The 25,987-nt window shown below is 45.0% G+C and carries 22 protein-coding genes and 1 tRNA gene; 10 read left to right on the top strand and 13 right to left on the bottom strand.

Features of this window, described 5'->3' with window-relative positions; translation table 11 throughout:
• Positions 1-2: 2 nt before the first annotated feature.
• A complete protein-coding gene (locus LJ707_RS13660) occupies positions 3-1,142 on the top strand; it encodes a lipopolysaccharide assembly protein LapB (protein WP_228951875.1) in 1,140 nt (379 codons plus the stop codon).
• A 3-nt stretch (positions 1,143-1,145) separates the two neighbouring features.
• Here LJ707_RS13660 and LJ707_RS13655 read toward each other — a convergent pair whose 3' ends face one another.
• Both LJ707_RS13655 and LJ707_RS13650 read right to left on the bottom strand, forming a co-directional pair.
• Positions 1,146-2,558 carry an alpha-L-fucosidase gene (locus tag LJ707_RS13655; protein ID WP_228951874.1) on the bottom strand — a complete coding sequence of 471 codons (1,413 nt, stop codon included), beginning with the start codon at positions 2,556-2,558 and terminating at the stop codon, positions 1,146-1,148.
• Positions 2,559-2,701: 143 nt separating this feature from the next.
• On the bottom strand, positions 2,702-4,309 hold the full coding sequence (locus tag LJ707_RS13650) for a glycosyltransferase family 39 protein (protein WP_228951873.1): 1,608 nt from the start codon (positions 4,307-4,309) through the stop codon (positions 2,702-2,704).
• A gap of 185 nt (positions 4,310-4,494) precedes the next feature.
• Between LJ707_RS13650 and LJ707_RS13645 the strand changes: the two genes are divergently transcribed.
• The 4 genes from LJ707_RS13645 to LJ707_RS13630 all read left to right on the top strand — a co-directional run bounded on the left by LJ707_RS13645 (position 4,495) and on the right by LJ707_RS13630 (position 6,334).
• Positions 4,495-5,031: an RNA polymerase sigma factor gene (locus tag LJ707_RS13645; protein WP_228951872.1), complete on the top strand. Its 537-nt coding sequence runs from the start codon at positions 4,495-4,497 to the stop codon at positions 5,029-5,031.
• A complete protein-coding gene (locus LJ707_RS13640) occupies positions 5,012-5,278 on the top strand; it encodes a hypothetical protein (RefSeq protein WP_228951870.1) in 267 nt (88 codons plus the stop codon). Before LJ707_RS13645 ends, LJ707_RS13640 begins: the two co-directional genes overlap by 20 nt.
• A gap of 133 nt (positions 5,279-5,411) precedes the next feature.
• Positions 5,412-6,101 carry an ATP-dependent Clp protease proteolytic subunit gene (locus LJ707_RS13635; RefSeq protein ID WP_255678923.1) on the top strand — a complete coding sequence of 230 codons (690 nt, stop codon included), beginning with the start codon at positions 5,412-5,414 and terminating at the stop codon, positions 6,099-6,101.
• Positions 6,102-6,148: 47 nt separating this feature from the next.
• Entirely contained in the window at positions 6,149-6,334 is a 186-nt protein-coding gene (locus LJ707_RS13630) for a YtxH domain-containing protein (RefSeq protein WP_228951868.1), read from the top strand.
• Between the two features lie 67 nt (positions 6,335-6,401).
• On the opposite strand, the gene LJ707_RS13625 is transcribed toward LJ707_RS13630, so the two are convergent.
• Positions 6,402-8,672: a GH92 family glycosyl hydrolase gene (locus LJ707_RS13625; RefSeq protein ID WP_228951866.1), complete on the bottom strand. Its 2,271-nt coding sequence runs from the start codon at positions 8,670-8,672 to the stop codon at positions 6,402-6,404.
• A 328-nt stretch (positions 8,673-9,000) separates the two neighbouring features.
• On the opposite strand from LJ707_RS13625, the gene LJ707_RS13620 reads away from it, so the two are divergent.
• A complete protein-coding gene (locus tag LJ707_RS13620) occupies positions 9,001-10,473 on the top strand; it encodes a S10 family peptidase (protein ID WP_228951864.1) in 1,473 nt (490 codons plus the stop codon).
• Between the two features lie 15 nt (positions 10,474-10,488).
• On the opposite strand, the gene uxuA is transcribed toward LJ707_RS13620, so the two are convergent.
• Both uxuA and LJ707_RS13610 read right to left on the bottom strand, forming a co-directional pair.
• On the bottom strand, positions 10,489-11,691 hold the full coding sequence (gene uxuA, locus LJ707_RS13615) for a mannonate dehydratase (RefSeq protein ID WP_228951862.1): 1,203 nt from the start codon (positions 11,689-11,691) through the stop codon (positions 10,489-10,491).
• Positions 11,692-11,767: 76 nt separating this feature from the next.
• A complete protein-coding gene (locus LJ707_RS13610; protein ID WP_228951859.1) occupies positions 11,768-12,124 on the bottom strand; it encodes a nuclear transport factor 2 family protein in 357 nt (118 codons plus the stop codon).
• Between the two features lie 127 nt (positions 12,125-12,251).
• On the opposite strand from LJ707_RS13610, the gene LJ707_RS13605 reads away from it, so the two are divergent.
• The 3 genes from LJ707_RS13605 to LJ707_RS13595 all read left to right on the top strand — a co-directional run bounded on the left by LJ707_RS13605 (position 12,252) and on the right by LJ707_RS13595 (position 14,714).
• Positions 12,252-12,854 carry a TlpA disulfide reductase family protein gene (locus LJ707_RS13605; RefSeq protein ID WP_228951856.1) on the top strand — a complete coding sequence of 201 codons (603 nt, stop codon included), beginning with the start codon at positions 12,252-12,254 and terminating at the stop codon, positions 12,852-12,854.
• A gap of 70 nt (positions 12,855-12,924) precedes the next feature.
• Positions 12,925-13,212, top strand: coding sequence for a hypothetical protein (locus LJ707_RS13600; RefSeq protein WP_228951854.1), 288 nt, complete (start codon positions 12,925-12,927; stop codon positions 13,210-13,212).
• A 122-nt stretch (positions 13,213-13,334) separates the two neighbouring features.
• Positions 13,335-14,714, top strand: a complete 1,380-nt coding sequence (locus LJ707_RS13595) for a glycoside hydrolase family 28 protein (protein WP_228951852.1) — start codon at positions 13,335-13,337, stop codon at positions 14,712-14,714.
• 99 nt (positions 14,715-14,813) lie between these two features.
• Here LJ707_RS13595 and LJ707_RS13590 read toward each other — a convergent pair.
• From LJ707_RS13590 to LJ707_RS13560, 7 genes are all read right to left on the bottom strand, one after another.
• Positions 14,814-14,887: transfer RNA gene (locus LJ707_RS13590), tRNA-Arg, on the bottom strand.
• Positions 14,888-15,287: 400 nt separating this feature from the next.
• Positions 15,288-15,695: a DoxX family protein gene (locus LJ707_RS13585; protein ID WP_228951850.1), complete on the bottom strand. Its 408-nt coding sequence runs from the start codon at positions 15,693-15,695 to the stop codon at positions 15,288-15,290.
• Positions 15,692-16,957, bottom strand: coding sequence for an ectonucleotide pyrophosphatase/phosphodiesterase (locus LJ707_RS13580; RefSeq protein ID WP_228951848.1), 1,266 nt, complete (start codon positions 16,955-16,957; stop codon positions 15,692-15,694). Before LJ707_RS13580 ends, LJ707_RS13585 begins: the two co-directional genes overlap by 4 nt.
• 59 nt (positions 16,958-17,016) lie before the next feature.
• Positions 17,017-17,433, bottom strand: a complete 417-nt coding sequence (locus LJ707_RS13575) for a BLUF domain-containing protein (protein WP_228951847.1) — start codon at positions 17,431-17,433, stop codon at positions 17,017-17,019.
• Between the two features lie 69 nt (positions 17,434-17,502).
• Entirely contained in the window at positions 17,503-19,449 is a 1,947-nt protein-coding gene (glgB, locus tag LJ707_RS13570; RefSeq protein ID WP_228952523.1) for a 1,4-alpha-glucan branching protein GlgB, read from the bottom strand.
• A 333-nt stretch (positions 19,450-19,782) separates the two neighbouring features.
• Positions 19,783-20,700 (bottom strand): OmpA family protein, encoded by a 918-nt coding sequence (locus LJ707_RS13565; protein WP_228951845.1) that lies wholly within the window; start codon positions 20,698-20,700, stop codon positions 19,783-19,785.
• 176 nt (positions 20,701-20,876) lie between these two features.
• Positions 20,877-23,333, bottom strand: coding sequence for a glycoside hydrolase family 31 protein (locus LJ707_RS13560; protein ID WP_228951843.1), 2,457 nt, complete (start codon positions 23,331-23,333; stop codon positions 20,877-20,879).
• A gap of 196 nt (positions 23,334-23,529) precedes the next feature.
• Between LJ707_RS13560 and LJ707_RS13555 the strand changes: the two genes are divergently transcribed.
• Entirely contained in the window at positions 23,530-24,123 is a 594-nt protein-coding gene (locus tag LJ707_RS13555) for a hypothetical protein (protein ID WP_228951841.1), read from the top strand.
• Here LJ707_RS13555 and LJ707_RS13550 read toward each other — a convergent pair.
• On the bottom strand, positions 24,120-25,829 hold the full coding sequence (locus LJ707_RS13550) for an alpha-amylase family protein (protein WP_228951839.1): 1,710 nt from the start codon (positions 25,827-25,829) through the stop codon (positions 24,120-24,122). The genes LJ707_RS13555 and LJ707_RS13550 overlap by 4 nt on opposite strands.
• Between the last annotated feature and the right edge of the window lie 158 nt (positions 25,830-25,987).

The raw sequence follows: 25,987 nt of genomic DNA, 5'->3' as shown, positions 1-25,987 counted from the left end.
CGATGGCTACCTTATATATTATCGGCCTTATTTTTATTGGCTATTCCTTATGCACATTTCTTATTGTAACAACACATGAATTAGGACACGCGCTGGCTTATCTTATTCTTACTAAGCCGGATGAGATCATCATCAATATAGGTTCGCAAGAAAAGCCTAAAAAGGCTTTGCGCTTTAAATTAGGCAAACTTCATTTTAACATAATCGGTAAGGCATTTATAACCTGTTGCGGCTCATGCTCAAGCAGTGAGTATGAATTTAATTATAAAAAAGAGATATTTATCCTGTTGGCAGGTAATCTATTAACCTTGTTTCTATCGTTTATTTTACTATTTGCCGCATTCGGATTAGATTGGCATGGTGGTATAAAACTGTTTAGTATTGTTTTATTAGTTTATGCTTTGATTATAGCTTACTATAATTTATTATCGAATAATGGAAGAGCAAACACTGATGGCCGCCTGATAATTTCTACAATTAAATTAAGTAAAGTATACAACTATTATTCAGAGGGCCGGAAAGCATTTGGAAAAAACGATTTCAGCGATGCTATAAATCATTTTGAAATTGCCAACAATCGTTATCCTGATGAAATAAATATTCTACGCCCTTTATTTATCAGTTATTGTGCACTACGTGATATTGAAAACGCATTAAAAATATATCATCAATTTAAAAATCAGCCGAATCTGACAGAACACGATCTTATATCATTAGGATATATAAACTCGATCACCAGGGATAGCGAAACAGCTATTGGTTATTACAATCAGGCGTTAAGCTATCCTGCTACTTATAGGTTTGCCTCTTTGAATTTAGCGTTTGAAATGATTATTGCCGGGCAATATACCTTAGCAGATAAAAAATTGCTAAAGTTGATAAGTGATATGCCTGATGATTTTAATCCCTACGGATACTTGGGTTACAGTAAAATTATGCAGAATGAGCTTGAAGAAGGAAAAGCATTAATTGATAAATGCTTTGAATACGGAGGGGACGATAATGCTTATATGTACAAAGCTTTGGGTATTTATTATATGAAGATCGATGATCTTACTAAAGCAAGGGAGAATTTTGATAAGGCTAAAAAATTAGATAGCTGGGTAGATGTAGATGATTACATTACCCAGCTATCTGATTAAAATCTATCTCCTTTCATCAAAAACCTGGAATTCGGCTATTGATGGGTTTTCTTTAGAGCCTTCTATCTGGATGCGCACTTTGCTGCCCCAAACGCGGGCAAAACGATGGAGTTTTACACGCTCGGCATTATCTCCGCTGAATATCTGTTTCCAGGCGGCGCCATCCCAGTATTGCAGTTTGTATTTGTTGATGTTGGCTTTTGACTCGAATACCACGATGGTGTTGAATGACCTGTCCTTCTTAAAATCAATCTCGAACCAGGGCTCCTTTACACGCGGGTTTGATTGCCATGATGAGCCATAATCATCATCATTGGCAAAATCCATTATGTTCATGTCATCGCTCCAGCTTGAGTTGGCGGGCGCGTTTTTAGCGATATTGCTGGCAATGATCGGGTCTTCCAACGGCGAAAGTTTGGTAGTAGGGCCGTCGTTCTTCCACAACTTGCCTACCTCTTTCAGGCTGGCCAGGGCATTATCGTCAATCAGGCCATCGCGGTTTGGCGCAACGTTCAGGATGAAGTTACAGCTTGCCTCGTTCAGGGGTTTGATCAGTTCGTTTACTATTTTTTGCGGCTCACGCACCGGCACGGTCGGGAAATCCTCTTTCCAGAACCAGGCACTGTTTATTGGCAAACAAGCCAGGGTTGGCATACGCTTAACATCCTTAGCCATGCGCTGGCCTGCTCCCATTTCGTAAGTCTTTATATCAGTATAATACAAACCATCACCCGGATATTTGGCACCGTTCAAATCCATCACTAAACACTCGGGCTGTAGTTTTTTAATCAGGTTATAAATATCTTCAAACGGCACATCGTCATATGATATACGCGACCATGGCGCATCCCAGCCATCAATAATCAGGGCTTCAATCTTACCATATTTAGTTAAAAGCTCGGTCAACTGGGTTTTGATCATCTCGATATCCTGCGGCTCAATCTGGTGCGGGCGAATCTTGTGGTGCGTATCTAAAATAGAGTAATACAGCATCACCTTTAAGCCGTTGGCACGGAAGGCATCAGTAAATTGCTTTACCACGTCCTTTTTGTACGGACTGTTCATCACGCTATAATCGGTGCTTTTGGTATCCCAAATACAAAAACCGCTGTGGTGCTTGGTGGTTAAGCAACCATAAGTCATGTTGGCTGACTTAGCCGCCTTGGCCCACTGATCGGCATTCAGTTTTTTAGGATTGAACAGCGCGGGCGAAGCTTCCGGGTCAGGCCAGTCGGCATTCCAGTATGTTGGCATGTTAAAGTGGATGAACATACCGAAACGGAGGTCAACAAACTGCTGCTGCAATTTATTGAGGTTACTGCCTGATGCACTATTGTTTGATTGCGCGCGCAAAGCTACAGGCAATATCAGCACAAAAAGAAGTGAGAAAATGGATTTTACTTTTGTGTATCGCATTTTTTAGCAAAGGTTAATAAAAAACCAAAGTAGCGTAATTTGCCGAGTAAGGCATTAAATGTTTTTGGCAATATGATAAACCCTTTTACCATCACTCCTCAAATATGTAAAAGCCCTCCCCCTCGGGGAGGGTTGGGAGGGGTCTACTTCCCAAACGGCGGCCTGCCTGTCAACTGTTTGTACAGCGGCAAATCATTACGCTCCTGTGCCGGTACATGGAAATTTTTGCAATAGTATACCTGCAGGTGTAATTCATCCACCCCGTTACGCATAATGGCAATATCAGGCAGTTGCTCAACCGAATCAAAAAACGGTTTTACATCATTATCTACATTTACCTGGTGGCGCTGGCCTATTACTACGCAATCGTACCCCTTTAACTTGTTAGGATCAACCAGAAAAGCCATATTTCGCGGATCGTTATTAAAGCAGATAATATCTTTTTTGCCTTTTAGCGCCCAGTCAACCTTACCGGTTAGCCACCAGCGTGGCGCACCTGCAAACAGGTGGTCGTTATTAAACCAGCCTTCTTTTTCAAAGCGCTTGTAAATATCATCATAGTCGATTCCTTGTATGGTCGGGTCGTCGGTATCACCGGCCAGGCCTACTATCCATTTAGGGCCGTAGCTTTGCCAAAAACCGGTTACCATGTGCAAGCTCAATACCGTAATAACAATAACTGTAAACCCGGTTGAGAACCGCAGCCAGCGGCGTGTAGAGCGGGCTTGTTTAGGCTCGCCGTTCAAATTTTTGTCGATAACATAGCCCAAAGGCATAAACAGCATCATGTAGCCGGGTGCCTGCCAGTGAAAATGGTATTGCAAGTCGGCCCAAAGGGTAACCACGGTAAAGAATACGATAGGCAATACCGATGTCCAGAAAACAAAGCTGTATGATAAAGAAGTATTACGCTCCTTATACGAACGGATGAATTGCCTGATGATGGGCACCCAAACCCATGGCAGCAGCCACAAGGCCTGCCCGCCAATGCTGCGTAAAAACCATTCGGGGTGCAGTTTAAATTCACCGCCATCGCCCGCGCGTGAGCCCTGGAAAACGAATGATGCCCAGTCGTTTTTATAGTTCCACCAGATAACCGGGAAGGCGATGATCAACGTTAACAGCACAGCCAGGTACGGCCCCGGGTGGCGCAGCCAGTGGCGCTGATTTTTGTTAGCTACCACAAACATAAACACACCCGCGAACAGGAAAAGCACATGGTACTTGCTCAGCGTAGCCAAACCCATCAATACCCCAACCCAAAGCCATCCCATATATGCGTTGCGCGATGAGGCCTGATCCTGGTTAATATCCATTACGCGGGCTATATAGTATGCCGCCGCCATCCAAAAGAACATTAACGGCGCATCGGGCTGAAACCAGCAGGCAATGGCCACGGTAAATACCGCGCTCAAATTCATGATGGCAACTGCCCAAAAACCGGCCTTGGCATTAAACAACTTTCGCGACAACAAAAACAAGAACCAGCTTGTACCCGCGAACAATATTACCGCCGGAAAACGGAGCGCGAACGTACTCAAACCTAATACCTTTATGCTCAACCAGCTTAGCCAAAAAAACAAGGGCGGTTGGTCAAAGTAACTTAGCTCAAGGCTCAAAGCACCACGAAAGTAGTATGATTCGCCAATGCCCAAACCGGTGTAGGCTGCTATAAGTATTCGCACAACAAAGGTGATGGCTATAAACACAAGGGTGTACCGCGCGGCATTCTGTTCAGTAAGTTTTTTCATTTATGGAGGAGCAATGGTGTGATGGTGTCCTGCTTTTTCAACATGCAATATTAAGCAACTATTGTTAAATTAAATGTAAAATAACGGGCATAGTGCGGGCAGCGAATTAAATGCCGGTCAAAAAAAATTAAATTAGCGGGTGATAGTTGGCCGGTAATTTACACATCATTATAAAAAGCGAAAATATGGCAGCGTTCAATAACACAGCTCAAAACCGGGAGCAGCTTTTCGGCAGCCTGTATCAAAGCGCCTTTCCGGCGGTGGCGGCCTATGTAAGTAAAATGGGTGGCAGCTTTGATGAGGCTAAGGATGTTTTTCAGGATGCGCTGATAGCTTATTATGAAAAGGTACTGGTAAACGATAACACCATCAGCACTACTGAAAATGGCTACCTGTATGGTACAGCCCGCAATATGTGGCTGCAACGCTATCGTAACAAAAGCAAACAGGCGCCTTTAAATAACGATGCTGACTTTACCAACTGTGAAGATGCAGCACAACCATCAACTAATAAGATACTGACCTACCTGGCTACAGCCGGCAAAAAGTGTATGGATATGCTGAAGGCTTTTTATTATGATAAGCTGGACGCGGAGGAGATAGCCACTACATTCGGCTATGCGGGTGCGCGCTCGGCCACCGTACAAAAATATAAGTGCCTCGAAAAAGTGCGCGATACCGTTAAACAAAAATCACTACAGTATGCGGACTTTATTGAATAACATTAAACTTACCGAGGAGTACCTCACCGGCCAACTACCAACCGGCGATAAGCTGCTTTTTGAAGCCCGTATGCTGCTTGACCAAAATATGCTTACTAATGTTAATGCACAGCGACAGGCCGTTGAATTGATTAAACAATACAGCCGCGAGCAATTACGTGCCGAGATAGACACGGTACATCAAACACTTTTTAATAGTAAACAGCATAGCACGTTCGCTAAGCGGGTGATAGGGCTTTTTAAGTAACCCAAACAATAAAATATTTTGTCATTTCGAGCGATAGCGAGAAATCTGTCTGCGTTCATTACAAAGCAACAGATTTCTCCTCGTACCTCGTCGAAATGACAAACCTATAAGATTCAAGTAAACACACACCATTATGAATTACACTAACGAATTCCGCAGTTATGCGGCAGGGCACCGCCGTGTGCAAAAATCAGGGGTTGATGCTTATATCAACCACATCAACACCATGCAGCTACCGGTGGCTACCACCCCCTACATTATGGAGGAGCGGCAATTTAATGTAGCCCAAATGGATGTTTTTTCGCGGTTGATGATGGACCGTATCATCTTTTTAGGCTCAGCGATTGACGATCAGATCGCCAATATTATCCAGGCGCAACTGCTCTTCCTGCAATCAGCCGATGCCAAACGGGATATTCAGTTGTACATCAATTCACCGGGCGGATCGGTTTACGCCGGGCTGGGCATTTATGATACCATGCACTTTATATCGCCTGATGTAGCAACCATTTGCACCGGCATGGCGGCATCCATGTCGGCCGTATTGCTATGTTCAGGCGCACCGGGAAAACGTGCCGCCCTCAAACATTCTCGGGTTATGCTGCACCAGCCATCGGGAGGGGTGCAGGGTACACAGGCCGATATTGAGATTACCGCGAGGGAAATAGCCAAGATCAAAAAGGATCTGTACACTATTGTGGCTACGCATAGCGGCCAAACTTATGAAAAAGTGCATGAGGTATCAGACCGCGATTATTGGATGATAGCCCATGAGGCTAAAGAGTTTGGTGTAATTGATGAAATATTGGGCGAAGCAAAATAAAATGGCATCATCCTTGTACATATCTCTGCAACAAACAGATAAATACCATGAACATACTTAAATTTATTGCATTAGGTGCAGCCGTAGCTTATGGCGTAAGCTACCTAACCAAACGCGACGCCAATGGCCGCTCAGTAGTAGACGATGTTTTAGACAAAGCACCGGATTTAATAGACAATTTAAAAAAATACGGCCAGGACGCTTTAGAAAAAGCGAAGGCCAAAGCGGTATAAAACCGTAAGTATAAAGCAGCAAAGCCTCCGTGATAATCCGGGAGGCTTTGTTGTTTTACAGACTTTTTTATTTTGATGATAGCGAGAAAGGCTTATCACCCTCGCTGATACCCCGCGAGGTGTTCGGTTTGCTATCCATCGTTAAACTGAATGTGCCACCCTGGTTAATATCACCGTAGGTAACATAGTTTTGCGTATGATTCTTACCGTTCAGTTTGGCTGATTGTATGTATACATTTGCCTGGCTGTTGTTGGCAGCATCGATCACGAATTTTTTTCCGTTCTCCAGCGTGATGGTAGCTTTTTTGAATACCGGGCTGCCTACCACGTACTGATCCGTTCCGGGGCAAACGCTGTATAAACCCAGCGCGCTCAGTACGTACCATGATGATGTTTGCCCCTGGTCCTCATCACCGGGATAACCATCTTCGGTCGCATTGTACAATTTGCTCATGATGTTGCGCAAGTGATATTGCGATTTCCAGGGCTGGCCGGCATAATTGTATAAATAGGCCATGTGCTGTATAGGCTGATTGCCATGCGCGTACTGCCCCATGTTGATGAGTGCCATCTCCGTCATCTCATGTATCGGGCCACCATAGGTACCTACCTTAAACTTATTGGGTTCGGTAAATACCGAATCGAGCTTGGCTACAAACTTCTGGTCGCTGCCGATGAGGCCGGTCAAGCCCTTAATATCATGAAAAACCGACCATACCCAATGCCACGGCGCGCCTTCGGTGAACGGACCGCCCCACTCTATCGGGTCAAAATTAGCAGACCACTGGCCATCGTTATCCCTACCCTGCATAAAACCTGTTGTTGGGTTAAATACATTTTTGTAGTTATACATCTGGCGGGCAAAGATGCCCTCATAGAACGGGTTATCGGTCATTTTGGCTAACCGGTAACCGCAAAAATCATCATAAGCATACTCTAAAGTTTTGGCTGTTGCTTCGCGATATTTTGGATAAGGCACGTAGCCCAGCTCAAAATATTCCTTCCAGCCATCACGACCGTTGGCCGGGCCCCACGGGCCTTTGTTAAATGCCTCGTGGCGGTAGGCTTCCAGCGCCTTTTTAGGATCGAACGTGCGGATGCCCTTTGCCCAGGCGTCAGCAAATAATGATATGGCGTGATTACCGATCATGCTGCCCGCCTCGCCGGGAAATGACCATGACGGCAGCCATCCGCATTGATCATAAGCGGCAAGCATGGCCTGCATATATTGCCCGTGCATTTTAGGGTACATTAAAGCATTTAGCGGAAACTGCGCACGAAAGGTATCCCAAAAGCCGGTATCAGTATACATATAACCCTCGTATACCTTACCATCATACGGACTAAAGTAATAAGGCTTTCCATTTTTATCGTACTCAAAAAACTGGCGCGAAAAAAGGCTCGCCCTAAAAAAGCAGGAATAAAAAGTCGCTGTCTCTTCCTCGGTACCGCCCTCAACCAAAATACGGCTCAGGTGCTTGTTCCATACCTTTTGGGCGGCAAGTTTGGTAGCTTCCAGGTTTTTATCCTTGCCCAGTTCGCGTTGCAGTGTCAGGTCGGCCTGCTCGGGGCTTATGTATGATGACGCCGCCTTGGCCTGCACCGAGCGTTTACCGCTTTTAAACTGTACGTAAACGCCTACCTTTTTGCCTTGGATAGCCGTTTCGGACGGATTGATCTTATCATTCTCCTTAGTCCAGGTACCGCAGGCTACTATCGGCGAATCAAATATCACCTCGAAATAGCTCTTGAAATTATCGGTTAAGCCGCGCCCGTTGTGTACCCAGCCGGTTATCTTTTTGTTTTTTATATCGATCTTGATGTCGCTTTCCTCGGTATAGCCATCCAGCACCAAAAAGTTATCACCCTCGCCGGTAAAGCTGAAACGCAGGTGCGCCCCACGCTCGGATGGTGATATTTCGGTAGTGATGCCGTTATCAAACTTAACCTTGTAATAGTTTGGCTTGGCCACCTCATTGGCATGGCTGAACTTCAGCGCGCGGGCATCCTCATTCACCACCAGTTTACCGGCTACCGGCATCAGTGAAAAAACGCAGTAATCATTCGTCCACGAGCTGCATTGGTGCGCCTGCTGAAAGCCGCGGATGGTTTCCTTTTTGTACTGGTACTTCCAGCCATCGCCGTTGTTACCGGTTTGCGGTGTCCAGGTGTGCATACCAAAGGGCAATGCCGTTGTAGGATAAGTATTCCCCCGGGTTAGCCTGTGTTCAGAATTGGTGCCTTGCAACGTATTTACATACTTCACCAGGTCGGCATTTTGTGCAAACGCCGTGTTTACGGCACATAATGTTAATATGCCGGCTTTAATAAATTTCATAAAAAGTGATTGGTTAGACCGTATAGTTTAATTCGCCCTAAAATACTGCTATCATCCTTAAAACCATCATCTTCAACGTAAAATATTGATGACGGTGCAATAAAACCCAAAAGCAATATTCTACAAAGTCTATAATTTTAATAGATTTATTTTGAATTATGGATTTTGCCCATTACATTTGCTGCATCTGATATGACTACTCAAAATATCATAGGTTCAATAATGCGAATGCCTCTTTGTCAAGGGGTCATGTGTTGCTGTTGTTAATTCCCCCCGGCATCTGCCAAACAGCATATTTAGCATTATAAAAACTTACTGATATTTTTCCATGTTCGCTTCTTCCCGTCTACACTTACATCTTTTTCGCCTGGCTGCGCTTGTTCTGATAGCCTCCATCGCGGTTACACTTTTCAGCTCGTGGGGCGCCGCATCGCGCAATGCTACCTTTGCCGAAAAAGCCGGTTTAAAAGCGTTGAACGCCGTAATATCAAACCATAGCATTATTGTTAATGGCCAACAGTTAAACTATACCACTACGGCAGGTTACCTGCAAACAAATGATGGTAAATTTGGCGCTCATATTTTTTATACCGCGTACAAAGCAAACAACGGCAAAGCGCAGCGCCCGGTTACTTTTGTATTTAACGGCGGCCCCGGCTCGTCATCCATCTGGCTGCACATGGGCGCTTTCGGGCCGGTGCGCAGCGTGCCTGGCAAAGCCGGATATGAGCCTAACCAAAACACCTGGCTCGGTTTTACCGACCTGGTATTTATTGACCCCGTTGGTACAGGATACAGTCGCCCCGCGGATGGTACCGATGCCCGCCGGTTTTATGGGTATCATGAAGATATCAGGATAATAGGCAACTTTATAAAGCAATACCTTGCCGCTAACAACAGACAGCAAAGCCCCGTATTTTTAACCGGCGAAAGCTATGGCGGCGCACGCGCCGTAGGCCTGGCAGCATATTTGGGCGATGAGCAGCATATTAAGGTTGCAGGCCTTACGCTGATCTCGCCCGCGCTGAATTACCGTTTGATTAGCTTTAAGGATAAAAACACAGCAGCCTACCCGCTATACTTGCCAAGCTACACGCTGGCAGCGCAATATCATAAACGCTTAAACCCGGAGTGGCAGGCGTTACCTGCTAATGAACTTTATAAAAAGGCGACCGCATTCGGCAACACTACTTACAAAAGTTTCCTGGCCTCCGGCGATACCATAACACAGCCCATTGCCGATACATTACGATTAATTACCGGCCTGCCCGAACACACCATACGCCGCCTTAACGGCAGGATACCCGACCATGTATTTACCCGCCTGGTTTTGAACAACAATCGTGTTGGCATATTTGACGCGCGCGCAAGCGGCGAAGCCGACCAGGCCGACCCAAGTTCGGCGAGGTTAAGGGCGGTTTTTCCGCAGGCTTTTAAAGGTTATGTTGAGGATGTGTTGAATTACCATAACAACCTTCCCTACCTGGCTACCACAGCAACCCCTAACTGGAATTACGGCCCCGATGCCGAGAGTGGTTATTTGAATGTGTTGCCTGTTTTAACCAGTTTGCTTAACAAGCACAAAGAGCTAAAGGTAAACATAGTGGCCGGTTATTATGATCTGGCTACACCGGTAGCTACGGTAAACGCATCGTTAAAGCAACTATCAGCCAATAACGCATTTAAAAAACGGGTTAATGCTCACTATTACCAATCAGGCCATATGCCTTATATTGATGATGCGGTTAATACTGTTTTTGAGGCTGATAGCCGGGCATTTTATAACCAAACTTTAAATTAGGTTTTAGCCTGTTTGCTATACCAAACTCCGTAAAATACCCAGCTCCAGTCCGCGAATTTCGGCCAAACCACGGAGCCTGCCTATGGCGGAGTAGCCCGGGTTAACTTTTTTATACAGATCATCCAGCATTTGGTGCCCGTGGTCCGGGCGAACGGGGATAGCGATATTCCTTTCTTTAATTACCTGCACCACCTCTTTAATTACCGCGTACATATCTGTATCGCCCTCCAGGTGGTTATCCTCAAAAAAGTCGCCGTATTCGTTCCGTTTAACGTTTCGCAGGTGCAAAAAATTTATCCGGTTGCCAAATTGCCGCACCATTTGGGGCAGATCATTATCAGCCCGTACACCGAATGACCCGGTACAGAAACACAGGCCGTTGCTTAGTGAGGGCACGGCATTAAAAATATACGCCAGATCGGCGGCGGTGCTTACTACACGCGGCAGCCCTAAAATAGCATACGGCGGATCATCCGGGTGTATCACCATCTTCACGCCACATTCATCGGCAACGGGTACAACCTCCTGTAAAAAGTAAACCAGGTTAGCACGCAGCTTGTCAGCATTAATATTGTTATAGGTTGATAGCGCATCCCTGAAATTTTCGATAGTAAAATGCTCCTCGCTGCCCGGCAAACCGGCAATAATATTTGCAGCAAGCTTCGCTTTTTCGGCCTCGTTCATTTGCGCAAAGCGCTGGTGGGCGCGTTGCAGTTCGGCAGCGGTATAATCATTTTCGGCACCCTCGCGTTGCAGCATCAACAAATCAAAAGCGATAAAGGCTGCCTTTTCAAAGCGCAGGGCTTTACTGCCATCTTTTACCTCGTAATCCAGATCGGTACGCGTCCAGTCAAGCACGGGCATAAAATTGTAGGTAATCACTTTTATACCGCATTGTGCAAGGTTACACATAGAGATTTTATAGTTGTCTATCAACTCCTCAAATCCTGGCGCCTGGGTTTTAATGTGCTCATGCACGGGCAGGCTTTCAACCACGTTCCATGTAAGGCCGGCAGCGGCTATCAACTCACGGCGTTTTGTGATCTCCTCAACAGACCACTCCTCGCCATTTGGAATGTGGTGCAATGCCGTTACCACACCGGCACATCCGGCCTGCTTAATATCAGCCAAACTAACCGGATCAGCCGGACCAAACCAGCGCATACTTTGCTCCATGCGGATGCCTGTACCTTTATATGATGTAAATTGAGGGTTCATTTATAAGTGTATTTACAAGCTAAGGTAACGATGAATGGATGAAGATAAAATTACCAGTGATAAATATGGCAATTGTTTACGCTGCCTGTTGCTCAATTACAAAAGCCTTTAACTCAGCTAACTTGCCATCCCGTAAGCGCCAAACATCACAATAAGCGTAATGTATCAATACGCCTTCATCATTTTTTATGCTGATTTTACCGGTGGCAATAACATAATCACCTTCAGCTACCAAATGCTCAACCATAAACTGCGGCGGTTCTACATAAGCCTCGGACATGTACTGCCTTACCGCCTCTTTTCCGTGCAGCGTTCTATCGCCTATAAATTCCCACACCGTATCATCGGTACAAAAGGAAAGGAAACCTTCATTATCGCCAGCGGTAACAGCGGCATTGGCCTTTTCGAGTATTGTTTTATTGTCCTGATTCATGCTTTTATTATTTTCCCGGCACATGTATCTTGCCGTAATCTTAGCATTAACAATTATTTACTGCCTATATGTTTGCTGATTAATGATGGATTTATGTCAAATTTGATGCAGGTAATAATATAAAGCAATGAGTTTTAGTGAGCGGGCATCGGCCCTGAAACAGTTTTTCCGGAAAAACGGCCTTTTTTTGCTGATGCTTTCCGGAATGCTTGTCCTCCTGGTTAGCCCAACTGCAAAGTCGTGGTTTTTACGGCAGCTATTGCGCACAGGCATGTTTAACGCCAGTATCTCTGATAAAAAGCCTGAAAGCTCCGCCCGGCAGATCATTGATTTTTTGTACCGGGATGAAAACGGCCGGACACAGCATATAGCCAATTATAAAGGCAAGGTTGTACTTATCAATTTCTGGGCATCGTGGTGCCCACCCTGCAGGGCCGAATTTCCGTCTGTTCAAAGCCTGTACAATAAATTGAAGGATGACCCCGATATCATTTTCCTGACTTTTAATGAAGATGAAAACCTATCAGCCGCGCGTACATTCCTCGATAACGAAGGTTATACCGTACCTTTTTTAAAGGTGTTGAATGGCGTTCCGGAGGCTGTATTTACCGGCACATTACCTACCACCGTCATCCTCGATAAAACAGGCAGCATCAGGTACCACCATGAGGGAATGAGCAATTATGATGCAGCGGATTTTATAGAACAAATAAAATTACTCGCCAGGTAATAGTAGCCTGTTATATATTTAAGGGATGCTATATTTGTTCAATAACGCTCGTCAGCGCAACAAACATCTTATGAAAACATTGGCAGAATTTAAAGCATCACTAAGCGCACCGTACCCGCCCGGCACACTGCCGGTACAGTTAAAAAGCCTTTGGTATGATGCTAAAGGCGACTGGCACCAGGCACACGCGCAGGTTGACCAGTTAACCGATGCGGCATCCGCATGGGTACACGCCTACCTGCACCGTAAAGAGGGCGATGTATGGAACGCCGACTACTGGTATAAAAGAGCCGGGCAAACCAGGTCTGCATTATCTTTAGCGGAGGAATGGGAACAGTTGGTAGTGAATTTTATTTGATACAGGATAGTTTGCCGTTCTATAGAAAAGAGTAAAATATAAAATTAAATAACGATTTAGCTACCTGCTTACGATCCTTTTTTTAGTTTTGAAAAACTTGTTGACTATACCCCTATTGATTTATGATTTGTATTGCCCTTACCATCCGAACTTCTTTTCAAAACTTTATTATCGCATTGCTATTATTGATCCTGCCCTGTGTATCATTCGCACAACATAAAAGATATAACATCCAGGATCTTGGAGCAAAGGGTGATGATAAAACTTTGAATACCGACATAATTAACAAAGCCATAAGCAAATGCTTTACCGAGGGTGGCGGTACGGTTGTTATTCCGAAAGGTATTTTTTTGACCTCAACCATCTATTTAAAAAGCAATGTAAATATCGACCTGAAAAAAGGGGCTGTTTTAAAAGCAACCACTGATATAAACCTTTACCATTCCTTTATACCTGTAACTGATCTTACCAAGTACAGCACAGTAAGCTCAACAGGAGATAATGCCAACAGCGCGTATGACACTGTATGGACAAAGGCGATGATCATAGCTGAAGGTGTAAACAACATCACCATCTCAGGCGATGGAGTTATTGATGGCGAACACGTATTTAACGCAAAAGGCGAGGAAGGCATGAGGGGGCCGCACACCATTATTATGGCTAATTGCAACAACATCCGGTTTGAAAACATTACCATAATGAAAGCTGCCAATTATGCCCTACTTGCTTACAATTTGGAAAATACACTTTTTAAAAACATACACATACAGCAGGGATGGGACGGTATCCACATTCGCGGTGGCAGGAATGTGCTGTTAAAAAAATGCGAACTGCAAACCGGTGACGATGCCATTGCCGGCGGTTTCTGGGAAAACTTCAGGGTAGAAGATTGCATTATCAATTCATCATGCAATGGCATTCGGGTTATTATGCCTGTAAAAGGTTTTTTTGTAAAAAGCTGCAACTTTAATGGTCCGGGTAAATATCCGCACCGCACATCAGGCAAATTAAACCGTACCAATATGCTGGCAGGTATATACATTCAGCCGGGAGGTTGGGGCATAGTTAAGGGCGATCTGGAAGATATCCGTATTTCAAACCTCAAAATGCACAACATGAATAATCCATTTATTTTTGAACTGCATACAGGAAACAACGCCACCGATATTACCGTTGAAAATATAGTAGCCGATGACATTAAAAACCCCATAGCCATACATAGCGATGCCGGTTATAATTATAAAAACATTCTTTTTAAAAACCTATCAATACGTTACATAACCGATGGCGCTACACAGGCGCCCTGGGCTTTAGGCGCGGCCAACGTAAAGCATTTACGCTTACAAAACGTTAAATTTTATGCAACCGGCCCAAAACCGCAAACCGCCATTAAGCTGGATAATATAAGTGAGCCTTTATTTATCAACACAAATGTTTACAATACAAACAACACCCGTGAGGTAACATCATCAAACAGCGGAAAGATAGAATTGAGTAAATGATATAAATGAGGTAAACGACTTATACTCTCTCTTTTTGCCTCAACAGACAAAAACTAAAAAACCACTTTAAGTTAATAAAGTGGTTTTTTAGTTTTTTAGTGATCCCATCAGGATTCGAACCTGAGACCTACTGCTTAGAAGGCAGTTGCTCTATCCAGCTGAGCTATGGGACCAAACCTGCGTTTGTATTTCGCGGTGCAAATATGCTAATTTTTAGTGGAATTGACAATGCCTGTTTTTGGCTTGACTTTTTGATGGGACAGGGCTAAAAATAAAGCCCCCTTACACTCGCTGTTTGGGGGCTTCAAACCTAAACCTTATCACATTAGTAAGCATAAAACTTACTTAGTGTACAAACATAATAATTGTGTGTATCAAATACACCACATAAATGTAAAAAACTTATTATAATACTATTTATTTTCAACTCACTCAATATTTTATTTTATAATGAAAACTCACAACTATCACGAATTTCTTATAAAATATTATTACATAACAGCATAATAAATACCTGTCATGTTAACAAATAATGTGGTTTTATAGTATAAAAAAACGGTTTACCTGCTAAGCTCAGTTTTTTGTAACGGCAATAAATTTATCTGCCGCGTAGCTGTTATAATTAACAAAATGGTATAGTAAGGCAAAATACACGCCGTACATCATTTGGATGAAAACATTGTTCCACTGTTCTATCATGCTGGAGCCAAAAATCAGGAGCAGCATAACCACCACACCGGCTATAAGTGTATAGCGGGTAAACAACCCAATTACCAGCAATGCCCCAATAAGCAACTCGGCAAACGGTAATACATAAGCAAAAGCCTTTACCGCATTTTGTGGTAATACCGATTTACTGAATTCACTCATCATCCAGCCGCTAAATTTATCGAGCTTGGGTATGCGCACCAGGCCATGCCCCAACATGCTCACGGCTATGGGCAGCCTGGCCAGCAGGTAACTTATTTGCGGGTTATTCATTTTGCTTTTAGCAACACTTTACCGGCAATTTTGTTGGTGCCGTCAGTTTGCTCCTGCGGGGTTAAGCCTAATATTCGGGTAATAATGTTATATACATTTACATTGCTGAATGCCTTAACCTGCGTATGCTTTTTAAAGGCAGGCCCCCAGGCCAAAAACGTAGCATGAACATCCTTCACCAAAAACGGATCAAAACCATGCCAGCCGGGGTTGATATACGTTTTGCCGACGTACTTAAATACATAAGGCCAGTTGGGTTTTAACAAAATATCGCCTATGCGGTTATAGCGATCGTCCTTTGTACCGTAATGCAGGCGTGCAGGCATATCCTTCTTCAGTATCACGCTATAGTTACGGGCCTGCGCTTTAAGTACTTTGTAGGTGCCTTGTACATCGGCACCGGGTTTGGCGTACAGCTCAACCAGTATACCATCACCAGCCATGGTAAACTTTGTACTATCAACGGCGGGCAGTTGCATAGGGTGCTTGTTGTTAACGCGGGTCATGCCATGGTCGGATACGAAGATGAAGTTTACATCCAGCCCTGTTGGTTTAACCACCTTTACCAGTTCATTCACTACCGAATCAACATATTGCACAGCCTCCCCTGCCTCCTTTGAGTCGGGACCATATTTATGCGCGGCATCATCAACGTTAGACAGATAGAAGGTAATAAGGTGCGGGCGCTGCTCCGCGGGCAGCCTGAGCCATTCGCCTACTTTTTGTATGCGCCGCCCGATGGGTATCTGATTGTTATAATTATAGTAATATGTCGGGTTAACGCCCTGTATAGGCGCCTCGGCGGCTACCCAATAAAAGCTCGCGGCAAGCATTTGCTGCTTTTCAGCCAGTACCCAAAGCGGCGTACCGCCATACCATGAGCTATCGGCCACGGCCTTTTTGTCGTTATTATTATAATGTTTTTGAGTTGCAGGATCGTAAAAATTATTATGCACCAGCCCGCTGTGTGATGGGTACATACCTGTTACCAGGGCATAATGGTTAGGAAAGGTAAGCGACGGATATGATGGTATCATGGCATCGGCACGTACACCGCTATCACTAAATGCTAACAGGTGCTGCGCATTATACTTCTTTGCAAAATCGTACCTGAATGCATCTGATGATATGAGTATAACATAAGGCTTATTTTGCTGGGCAAGGCTATTTTTACGACCGGCAATAACTTTTTGTGTGGTATCCGTTTGAGCATAGCTGCTTATAAAAAGCAACAAAAGGGGAATTATAAAAAAGTGCTTCATACAATACAAAGTTACCTAAATGCAGGTTAACCCTATATTAATGCTTTAGTATAAACCTTTTAATTCATTTTATTATTCTCAGCAAAGCCTTTGAGCATAATGATGGCGGCATTTACTTTCTCGTTATTTAAAAAGCCTTTGCTCTGAGGGTCAACATAACCTTCAAACTCCTCCAGTACATCGGCATTTACAGACGCGAAACCCATGCTCCACTCAGGGAAGTTACGCGTGTCAAGCGGCCCGGCAGCAAGCTCTATCACATTTTTGTGCCGCTCGTCAAGCAATATTTTATGATAGGTGCGCATCACCTCTTCCTTTTCGCCCTCAAGTACCTGCATAAAGGTACCATCGGCATAAAGCAGCATACCGGTAAGCTGTTTTGCTACATTGTTATCACGACTTATCGAGAGTATCTCGGCCAATTCAAAATCATTAAGTAAAGTGGTAGCCGTGCTTAGGTAAATTATGTTGAACATGAAAAAAGCCTGTATTCGTTGTTATTAAACAGCAAACACAGGCTTTTTGTTATAATATGCCGATAAAAATTATCCTACACGCTTTAAATATACCGCGCCCAGGGGTGGCAATGCCAGGTTTACCGACTGCGGTTTACCATGCCATGCAACGCCTTCGGTATGCAGCTCGCCATTGGCAGTTGAGCCGCTGCCCCAAAATTCGCGGGCATCTGAATTGAATATCTCTCGCCAGGTACCTGCCGCGGGTACGCCTATGCGGTAGTTGTGGCGTACAACAGGTGTCATGTTCAGCACCACCATTATTTCGTTAGCCGGATCGTTACCTTTACGGGCATAAACCAGTATGGAGTCATTGGCATTGCCGCCATCAACCCATTCAAAGCCGCTCCAGTCAAAACCTTTTTCATACAGCGCCGGTTCGCTGCGGTAAATGTGGTTCAGGGCTTTAACGGTTTCTTTTATACCCTGATGGCACTCATACTGCAAAACATGCCAATCCAGCGAGTACTGGTAATTCCACTCGCCGCCCTGGCCAAACTCAGCACCCATAAAAAGCAATTTTGTACCGGGGTGACTAAACATATAGCTATACACCAGGCGCAGGTTGGCAAACTTTTGCCACTCATCGCCCGGCATTTTATTTAATAATGATTTTTTACCGTACACCACCTCATCGTGCGAGAAAGGCAGCATAAAATTCTCGGTGAAGGCATAAATAGTGCTAAACGTTATCTGCCCGTGATGATACTTGCGGTATACCGGATCATTAGCAAAATACTTTAGCGTATCGTGCATCCAGCCCATCATCCATTTCATGCCAAAGCCAAGGCCGCCGGTAAAGGTAGGGCGGCTTACACCCGGAAACGCGGTTGACTCCTCGGCAATGGTTTGCACATCCGGAAAGTGCGCGTAAACCGCCTCATTAAACTCCTTTAAAAATGATACAGCCTCCAGGTTTTCGTTACCGCCATAAATATTGGGCTCCCACTCGCCATGGTTGCGCGAGTAATCAAGGTACAGCATTGAGGCTACGGCATCCACACGCAAACCATCAGCATGGTAACGATCCAGCCAAAACAGGGCATTACTTATTAAAAATGCGCGCACCTCGTTACGACCGTAATTAAATATGTATGATTTCCAGTCGGGATGATAGCCCTTGCGGGTATCGGCATGTTCATACAAATGCGAACCATCAAAGCGGTACAAAGCATGTGCATCTCCCGGAAAATGTGATGGTACCCAATCCAAAATAACACCGATGCCCTCGTTATGCAGGCGTTCAATCAGCTCCATTAACTGCTGTGGCGTACCATAGCGGGATGATGCCGCGAAAAAGCCGCTCACCTGGTAACCCCAGCTTGGGTAGTACGGGTGCTCCATTATAGGCATAAACTCTACATGGGTAAAGCCCATATCCTTGAGGTATGGCACCAGCTTATCGCCAAGCTGTGTATAGCTTAAAAACTCATCAGGGCTTTCGGGGCTTCGCGCCCATGAGCCTACGTGCATCTCATAAACCGAATAAGGTTTATCCAGCGCGTTGTGCGCATTGCGGTTGGTCATCCATTGCTTATCCTTCCACTCATAAAAAGTATCAGCTACTATGGATGCCGTGTGTGGCGGTAACTCCCAGCGTAGCGCGAAGGGGTCGCTTTTTTCAAGCTCCTCGCCTGATGATGATTTTATAAAATATTTATAAGTTTCACCCACCCCTATATTCGGTATAAAGCCTTCCCAAATACCTGAGCTATCCCAGCGTACCAGTAACTGGTGCGAACCGCGGTTCCAGCCGTTAAAATTACCTGTTACTGATACATATTGCGCGTTTGGCGCCCAAACCGCAAAGTACGTACCCACTACACCATGATGCTCAACCACGTGCGAGCCAAATTTCTCGTACAGCTTATAATGCTTGCCCGCCTTAAAAAGCGATACATCAAACTCGGTAAAACGGCTGTATGGCTCCACTGCCTTAAAAGTATGCGTAGCAGCGGTTACATGTACATCGGGCATTGCCGTGCTGGTAGCTTGAGGCGTTGTTGCAGCCACGGTTTCATCGCCCGGTACAGGTGCCGATTTGGCGCTTGCCTTAGTTGTTCTCTTTACTTTTTTGGTAGTAATATCGGTTAGTTCTGATTCGGTTATCTTGGTTTGCTTTGCCATATTAAAATGCCTTCTTCAGGCGGTTGTACCCTGTACAGGGAGAATGATTGATGCTCAAATATATCATATTTGAACATACTTAACAGACCTTTGTTTTATAGCACCACACTATCGGCCCAAAATAAAAAAGGGCGTTATCTGAATTAACAGATAACGCCCTTTAAATAAGTAATATCAGCTAAATTATTGCTGTGGTGTTTGCTGAGGCTGCGGGGTAGTTGGCTGTGCTGTACCTTGCTGGCCTTGCTGATCGGGCGCTTTGCCAATCAAATCCATAAACTGATCAAGTTTTGGTGTAATGATAATCTGTGTGCGGCGGTTCTTGGTTTTACCGGCCTCGGTATTGTTATCAGCTATCGGGTTGTACTGGCCACGGCCTCCGGCTGTTAATCGCTTAGGATCAACCGCGTAGTTGTTTTGCAATGCCTGTACTACTGACGATGCGCGTAGCGCGCTCAGATCCCAATTGTTGCGGATGTTTTTTTGCGAGATAGGCACGTTATCGGTATTACCTTCAATCAGCACATCGTAGTTATTGTAATCCTTGATGATCTTGGCAATCTTGCTCAGGGTTTCTCCTGATTTATCAGAGATCTCATAGCTGCCTGATTTGTACAGCATATTGTCAGACAATGAAATATAAACCACGCCTTTAAGCACCTTTACGTCAACATCGCGCATTTCCTGCTGGTTTAGTGAGCGAGTCAGGTTATTGGTAAGCACCATGTTAAGCGAGTCGCTTTTGTTTTTGGCGTTAACCAGTTGCTGTATATAGCGGTTAGATGCGTTTATCTCATCAACCAGTTTTGAGATATTGAGGTTACCCTGCCCGCTTGAGGTTAAACACTTATCCAACGCCGATTGCAATTGCCTGTTGTTGGCACGCTCGGTATTGATCTGATCGGTAAGGTTTTCTACCTTGTTGGTTGCCACGGCGAGGTTACGCTCGGTAGTAAGGTATTTTACGCGCATGGATTTGGTATTACTGTCCAAACGGTTATAATCTGTTTGTAGCTGCTTGTATTTTTTGCTGCTTACACAACCCTGGCCAATTACCGCGGCAAGCAGCAGCACAGGTATTGTTGTTAATGATAGTTTCATAGTATAATATATTTTGTGATAAAAATATTTAACAATACTAATCAACTAATATTATGCCATAAAGTTTTAAAAGGCTATTTATACACTTGAATTACATTTTAACATTACAGATAAAACATAGTGTATTAAATTAAAAACGGCCGTTAATACCGGCCGTTTTTAATTATTTAACAATATTATTTACTTATTTGTAAAGTACTGAACGTTTTGGTGTATTTAAATTCCAGCACTTTTTCATTACTGATCACAAAATCAGCGATATCCTTACCATCAATAGTAATAGTTGCGGGTACAAATGGCAGGCCTATCACCTTAAAGTGGTAGCCATCATAGCGTGGGGTGTATAAACCTTCCATGCTTTGGTTAAGCGTTAATGAGCTTTCATCGCCGTTCACTACAAACTTTTTCTCGGAGTAAATATCCTGCTCGTAAGCGAATGATTCGCCGTGATCTTCAAAAAAGAAGGAATTGGCCTCGTAATCACTGTAATAAACATTGAGCTTTATCTCTTCAATAGGTTTTTCGCCCACGTATTGCATTACCGGGTATTCGGGTATTACTGAACCTGCTTTTATAAAAATCGGGATGGTTTCCAGCGGGGTTGGTACTTCAACCTCTTCGCCGCCGGTTTCAACCTCATTTGTCCAGAAATTGAACCATTTACCTTTCGGCAGGTATACCTTGCGGCTTTTTTGGCCGGGTTCAAGCACCGGGCAAACAAGTATCTTATCGCCATAGGTGAATTCATCCTGGCGAAAGTGGTTTTTCAGCACATCCTGCTCCTGCATTACCACAGGGCGCAGTATAGGGAAACCGTAACGGTGATGTTCCCAAAAGGCCGAATACATGTAAGGCAGCAGGCGGTATCTTAATTCAATAAAGTTACGGTTGATGGCCGTGAACGGTTCGCCAAAGCTCCAGGGCTCGCGCTCTTTGGTATCTCCGGCGGAGTGCGCACGCATAAACGGCGAGAAGGAACCTAACTGTATCCAGCGGGTAAACAGCTCACCATCGGGTTCGCCGCTAAAGCCGCCAATATCGGTACCGCAAAACGGTATGCCCGACATGGACAGGCGCTGGCATTGTATATTACCCAAACGCAAATGCTCCCACGAGGCCACGTTATCACCCGTCCATACCGAGGCGTAGCGCTGCAAGCCCGAGTAGCCCGCGCGGGTAATGGTAAACGGGCGCTTGTTCTTTAATATTTTGCGCATACCCTCGTAAGTAGCACGCACCATTTGCATACCATACACGTTGTGCGCCTTGCGGTGCGAACCACGGTAGCCATCATAATCGTGCCTTACATCAGCCGGGAAGGTACCGGAGCCGAATACGGCAGGCTCGTTCATATCATTCCATACACCGGCTACGCCATATTCTATCAGTTCGTCAAACAAACTGCCCCACCATTCGCGCACCTCGGCATTGGTAAAATCCGGAAACTGGCATCGGCCCGGCCATACGTGGCCTTCCATAAAATAATCGTCAGACCGTCTGCAGAAATATTTCTTCTCCTTGCCCTCTTTAAAAATAGGGTAGTTATCATCTACACGGATACCCGGATCAACAATAACCACGGTTTTAAAGCCCATTTCGGCAGCGTCGGCTATCATCTTCTTCGGATCAGGAAAGTAGCGGCGGTTCCAGGTAAAGCAGCGGTAACCATCCATATAATCGATATCCAGGTAAATGGCATCGCACGGTATCTTATTCTCACGGAAACCTTTAGCCACCGCCCGGAATTTAGCTTCGGGATAATAGCTCCAGCGGCATTGGTGATAGCCCAGCGCCCACAGCGGCGGCATGGGGTGCGTACCGGTAAGCAGGTGGTAGCTTTTTACCACGTCCATCATGTGCGGGCCGTGAATGTAGTAGTATTGCATTTCGCCGCCATCAGCCCAAAAGCTGGTTTTGGTTCTGTCCTCGCCGCCAAAGTCAAAGTGCGCCTTAAAGGTATTGTCAAAGAAAATACCGTGCGCTATCCCCTCATTTACGCTGATGTAAAAGGGTATACTGCGGTATAGCGGGTCCTGATTCCAGGCAAATGAGTAGGCATCGGTATTCCAGTTCACCAGGCGTTTGCCGCGCAGGTTAAGCTCGGTTGGCTTATCACCCAGGCCAAAAAAGTTCTCGTCGGGATGACATTCTTTGGTTGAGAATACATAATACCCGCCAAACTGGGTGTTCTCTTCCCAGTGCATGGCTTTGGCATCGCTGCTGGTTATTACATTATTCTGGTCAGAAAAGGAGATAAAAAAATCAGCCTTACGGATGTGGCAGTTCACCTTAGCGGTTGATACCCTGAACTCCTTATCATCCTCAAAAAAGTTAACAGCTATATTTTTAGGTTTCAGATCAGGCACAGCGTACGAGAAGTCTTCAAGAAAAACGCCGTGCGGGGCCAGCCTCACACGCATAATCTCCTCGTTCACCACGATCAGCTCCACCTTGGCATCGCCATCGGTAAAATAGTATTTACTGCCCGAGCCTACACCGTGCGTGGGTACGCCCAAATATTTTTTGGTGATAGGCTTGATGCCATCGGCGGGGTTATTTAAGTGCCTGAACCCTTCTTCCTCTTCAACAAACTCATTCAGTATCTCCTTCGGGTTAAGTATGTTCTCTTCCATTTAAATCAATTAGTAAGTGCTACAAAAATGCTGATTGCATAACTTAATCGCAATATAAGGTTTTCAACCATTAATGGGACACTTTTGCACACACCAATTAACTTTTTTGGGGTTAGCGTTAATTAAATTTAAACTTAGCATTACGGCTGTGTTTTATGTAGCCTTTATAGTAAATTTACCATACATCCTGATGCCAATGAAACCCGCGTTAACCTTGTTACTGTTACTGCTTTTTAAAACAGGCCTTACTCAAAGCAATGAAAAGTTAAAGGCCAGGATCGCTGAATTGAAAACTGCCGGTGTAGACACTACTATAGTTTATTATATGTACTGCGCCGACACGCGGCCTCGCCTTCAAGCACCGCTTATGCCCTGCGAGGTAGAGAAGATACGTTACCTGATGTGGCAGCAAGATGGCAAAAGCCGGATACAACGATTTGACGAATGCAAGAATTATCAGCCGCAACTGATGAATACTAAGCTGGTAACATTTATTAAAGCAAACTTTGAGAAAATAATAGCAGACTCGATACCGCCACCTTTATTTAAAAACGATGGCAAAAACGGCGAATTTGAAATTGCTGTAAAAAGCGCACACTATTGCGATAATGTGTTTGTGTTTAACACCGGTAACGGGGAGTACATGCAAAGAATATATAAGCCCTTTATCAACCAAAAGTATGTTGGCAGAGAAAAGAAGCTAAACATCTACCACAAACACAACATGCGCTCACCGCTAAAAAAGCTGATAGACATGGTGGAAAAAGAACCTTATATCCAAGCCCTTTAAAATGCCAGTAAATATCCTGCTGCCGCCGGAAGATTCAATTGTAGTCCGTTAGCGATATCCGCTGTTGTAAACGTCTTTTCGGATAATAAATCACTAAACATTATCTCACCTGCAATCCCCAGTTTCCCGATCAGATCATGAGGCAGCTTTACCATAATATCAACTGCATGGCGGTTAAAATTAACCACCGCCAGCACCCGCGCGTTGGCGGTGTAACGCAGGTAAATATACAGGCGGTTGTTAAAGCCCGGCTGATGTTCATTGGCGATCATCAACTCATAAAACGCGCCTTCGCGCAAGGCTTCATTATCGCGCACGGCATTGAGCAGCCTACTGTAAAATTGGCGTAAACGCACCTGGCTTTCATGTAATTGCGCACCATCGTAGGCGTGGCTGTTTACCCATTTTTGATGTTCGGGTACGCCCCAGTAATCAAATATGGTGGTGCGGCCGTCATCACCGCTAAAACCGGATGCGCCATGGGCGGGTTCCCCTACCTCCTGCCCCGAGTAGATCATCACCGGCCCGGTTGAAAGCGTAGCGCTAACAATTATACCCGGCAGGGCCAGCCAGGCATCGCCCGCAAAGGGTGCAGAGGCTATCCTCTCCTCGTCGTGGTTTTCCATAAAGCGCAGCATACGCTCATCAAATCCTTTAGTGTGATGGTTCCATACGGCGTTAATATCCCAGGTACTGGAATGCCCCTCATTACGGGTAAGGCGCTTTACGGCATCGTATAAGCCTACTTTATCATACAGGTAATCAAACCGCCCATTAAAAAGATAGTTGTGATATTCGTGCGGATTATAGGCTTCGCCAATAAAGATCACATCAGAGTAACGCTCTTTCATCTCAGCTATCAGCCATCCCCAAAATTCAAAGGGTACGTACTCCACCATATCGCAACGGAACCCATCGATACCCTTATCCGCCCAGTACGACAGGATGTGCAGCATTTTATGCCACAGCGGCGGCACAGGGTTAAAGTAGGTTTTGTATCCGGCCACGTAATCCACCCCATAATTAAGCTTAATGGTTTCAAACCAGTTGTTGATGGATGGGTATGCGTTAAATACGTTGTCGCCAGTGGCCTTGGCCGGATTTTCATCAAACTGACCATCCTTTAGCGGGCTGGAAAATTCATCGCCTCCCGGATTATATCCCGAAGGTATCACCAGCGGCTGACCGGGTATATAATAAAAATCGTTAGTGGCCGAAAAGGCTATCGTGTTATCATCATCCTCGCCAAAATCGCGCACGCCGGCCGGTTTTATATCCGAGTGATAGGTACGCGCCACATGGTTTGGTACAAAATCCATTATCACCTTTAAACCGGCAGCGTGGGTACGGGCTATCAGCAACTCAAATTCCTGCACACGATTGGGTACATCAACCGCCAGATCAGGGTCGATATCATAATAATCCTTAATAGCATAAGGCGACCCCGCCCTGCCCTTCACCACATCCGGATCATCTGGCGCGATGCCGTGGGCGGAATAATCCGTCATGGTGGCATGTTCAATTACACCGGTGTACCAAACGTGGGTAAAGCCCATGTTTTTGATCTCGCTCAGCGCCTTTTCATTAATATCGTTCAGCTTGCCGCAGCCGTTCTCTTCTATCGAACCGTAATATTTCCGGGTAGTATTGGTGTTGCCGAACAGCCTCGGCAGCAGTTGATATATGGTGAGTTTATGGTCGCTCATTTTACAATATTGGGTAATGCATTGCTAAGATATATTTTTTTAACTCACCCCGACTGCGCTGCGCTGGTCACCCCTCTCTGCGCAAGCGCAAAGAGGGGGAGCATCCTTAATAATTATATTTTTTTTATTTGCTCTGTGATCCTCCCCCTCTCTACCTG

The organism is Mucilaginibacter sp. UR6-1, from assembly GCF_020880975.1.
Classification (GTDB): Bacteria; Bacteroidota; Bacteroidia; order Sphingobacteriales; family Sphingobacteriaceae; genus Mucilaginibacter.
The sequence above is the reverse complement of the archived record's forward strand: the minus strand, read 5'-3'. Positions and strand labels throughout refer to the sequence as shown.

Coding starts and splice junctions, on each gene's coding strand:
- LJ707_RS13660 (WP_228951875.1), top strand. CDS start 3: ATGGCTACCTTATATATTATCGGCCTTATTTTTATTGGCTATTCCTTA.
- LJ707_RS13655 (WP_228951874.1), bottom strand. CDS start 2,558: ATGCGATACACAAAAGTAAAATCCATTTTCTCACTTCTTTTTGTGCTG.
- LJ707_RS13650 (WP_228951873.1), bottom strand. CDS start 4,309: ATGAAAAAACTTACTGAACAGAATGCCGCGCGGTACACCCTTGTGTTT.
- LJ707_RS13645 (WP_228951872.1), top strand. CDS start 4,495: ATGGCAGCGTTCAATAACACAGCTCAAAACCGGGAGCAGCTTTTCGGC.
- LJ707_RS13640 (WP_228951870.1), top strand. CDS start 5,012: ATGCGGACTTTATTGAATAACATTAAACTTACCGAGGAGTACCTCACC.
- LJ707_RS13635 (WP_255678923.1), top strand. CDS start 5,412: ATGAATTACACTAACGAATTCCGCAGTTATGCGGCAGGGCACCGCCGT.
- LJ707_RS13630 (WP_228951868.1), top strand. CDS start 6,149: ATGAACATACTTAAATTTATTGCATTAGGTGCAGCCGTAGCTTATGGC.
- LJ707_RS13625 (WP_228951866.1), bottom strand. CDS start 8,672: ATGAAATTTATTAAAGCCGGCATATTAACATTATGTGCCGTAAACACG.
- LJ707_RS13620 (WP_228951864.1), top strand. CDS start 9,001: ATGTTCGCTTCTTCCCGTCTACACTTACATCTTTTTCGCCTGGCTGCG.
- uxuA (WP_228951862.1), bottom strand. CDS start 11,691: ATGAACCCTCAATTTACATCATATAAAGGTACAGGCATCCGCATGGAG.
- LJ707_RS13610 (WP_228951859.1), bottom strand. CDS start 12,124: ATGAATCAGGACAATAAAACAATACTCGAAAAGGCCAATGCCGCTGTT.
- LJ707_RS13605 (WP_228951856.1), top strand. CDS start 12,252: ATGAGTTTTAGTGAGCGGGCATCGGCCCTGAAACAGTTTTTCCGGAAA.
- LJ707_RS13600 (WP_228951854.1), top strand. CDS start 12,925: ATGAAAACATTGGCAGAATTTAAAGCATCACTAAGCGCACCGTACCCG.
- LJ707_RS13595 (WP_228951852.1), top strand. CDS start 13,335: ATGATTTGTATTGCCCTTACCATCCGAACTTCTTTTCAAAACTTTATT.
- LJ707_RS13585 (WP_228951850.1), bottom strand. CDS start 15,695: ATGAATAACCCGCAAATAAGTTACCTGCTGGCCAGGCTGCCCATAGCC.
- LJ707_RS13580 (WP_228951848.1), bottom strand. CDS start 16,957: ATGAAGCACTTTTTTATAATTCCCCTTTTGTTGCTTTTTATAAGCAGC.
- LJ707_RS13575 (WP_228951847.1), bottom strand. CDS start 17,433: ATGTTCAACATAATTTACCTAAGCACGGCTACCACTTTACTTAATGAT.
- glgB (WP_228952523.1), bottom strand. CDS start 19,449: ATGCCCGATGTACATGTAACCGCTGCTACGCATACTTTTAAGGCAGTG.
- LJ707_RS13565 (WP_228951845.1), bottom strand. CDS start 20,700: ATGAAACTATCATTAACAACAATACCTGTGCTGCTGCTTGCCGCGGTA.
- LJ707_RS13560 (WP_228951843.1), bottom strand. CDS start 23,333: ATGGAAGAGAACATACTTAACCCGAAGGAGATACTGAATGAGTTTGTT.
- LJ707_RS13555 (WP_228951841.1), top strand. CDS start 23,530: ATGAAACCCGCGTTAACCTTGTTACTGTTACTGCTTTTTAAAACAGGC.
- LJ707_RS13550 (WP_228951839.1), bottom strand. CDS start 25,829: ATGAGCGACCATAAACTCACCATATATCAACTGCTGCCGAGGCTGTTC.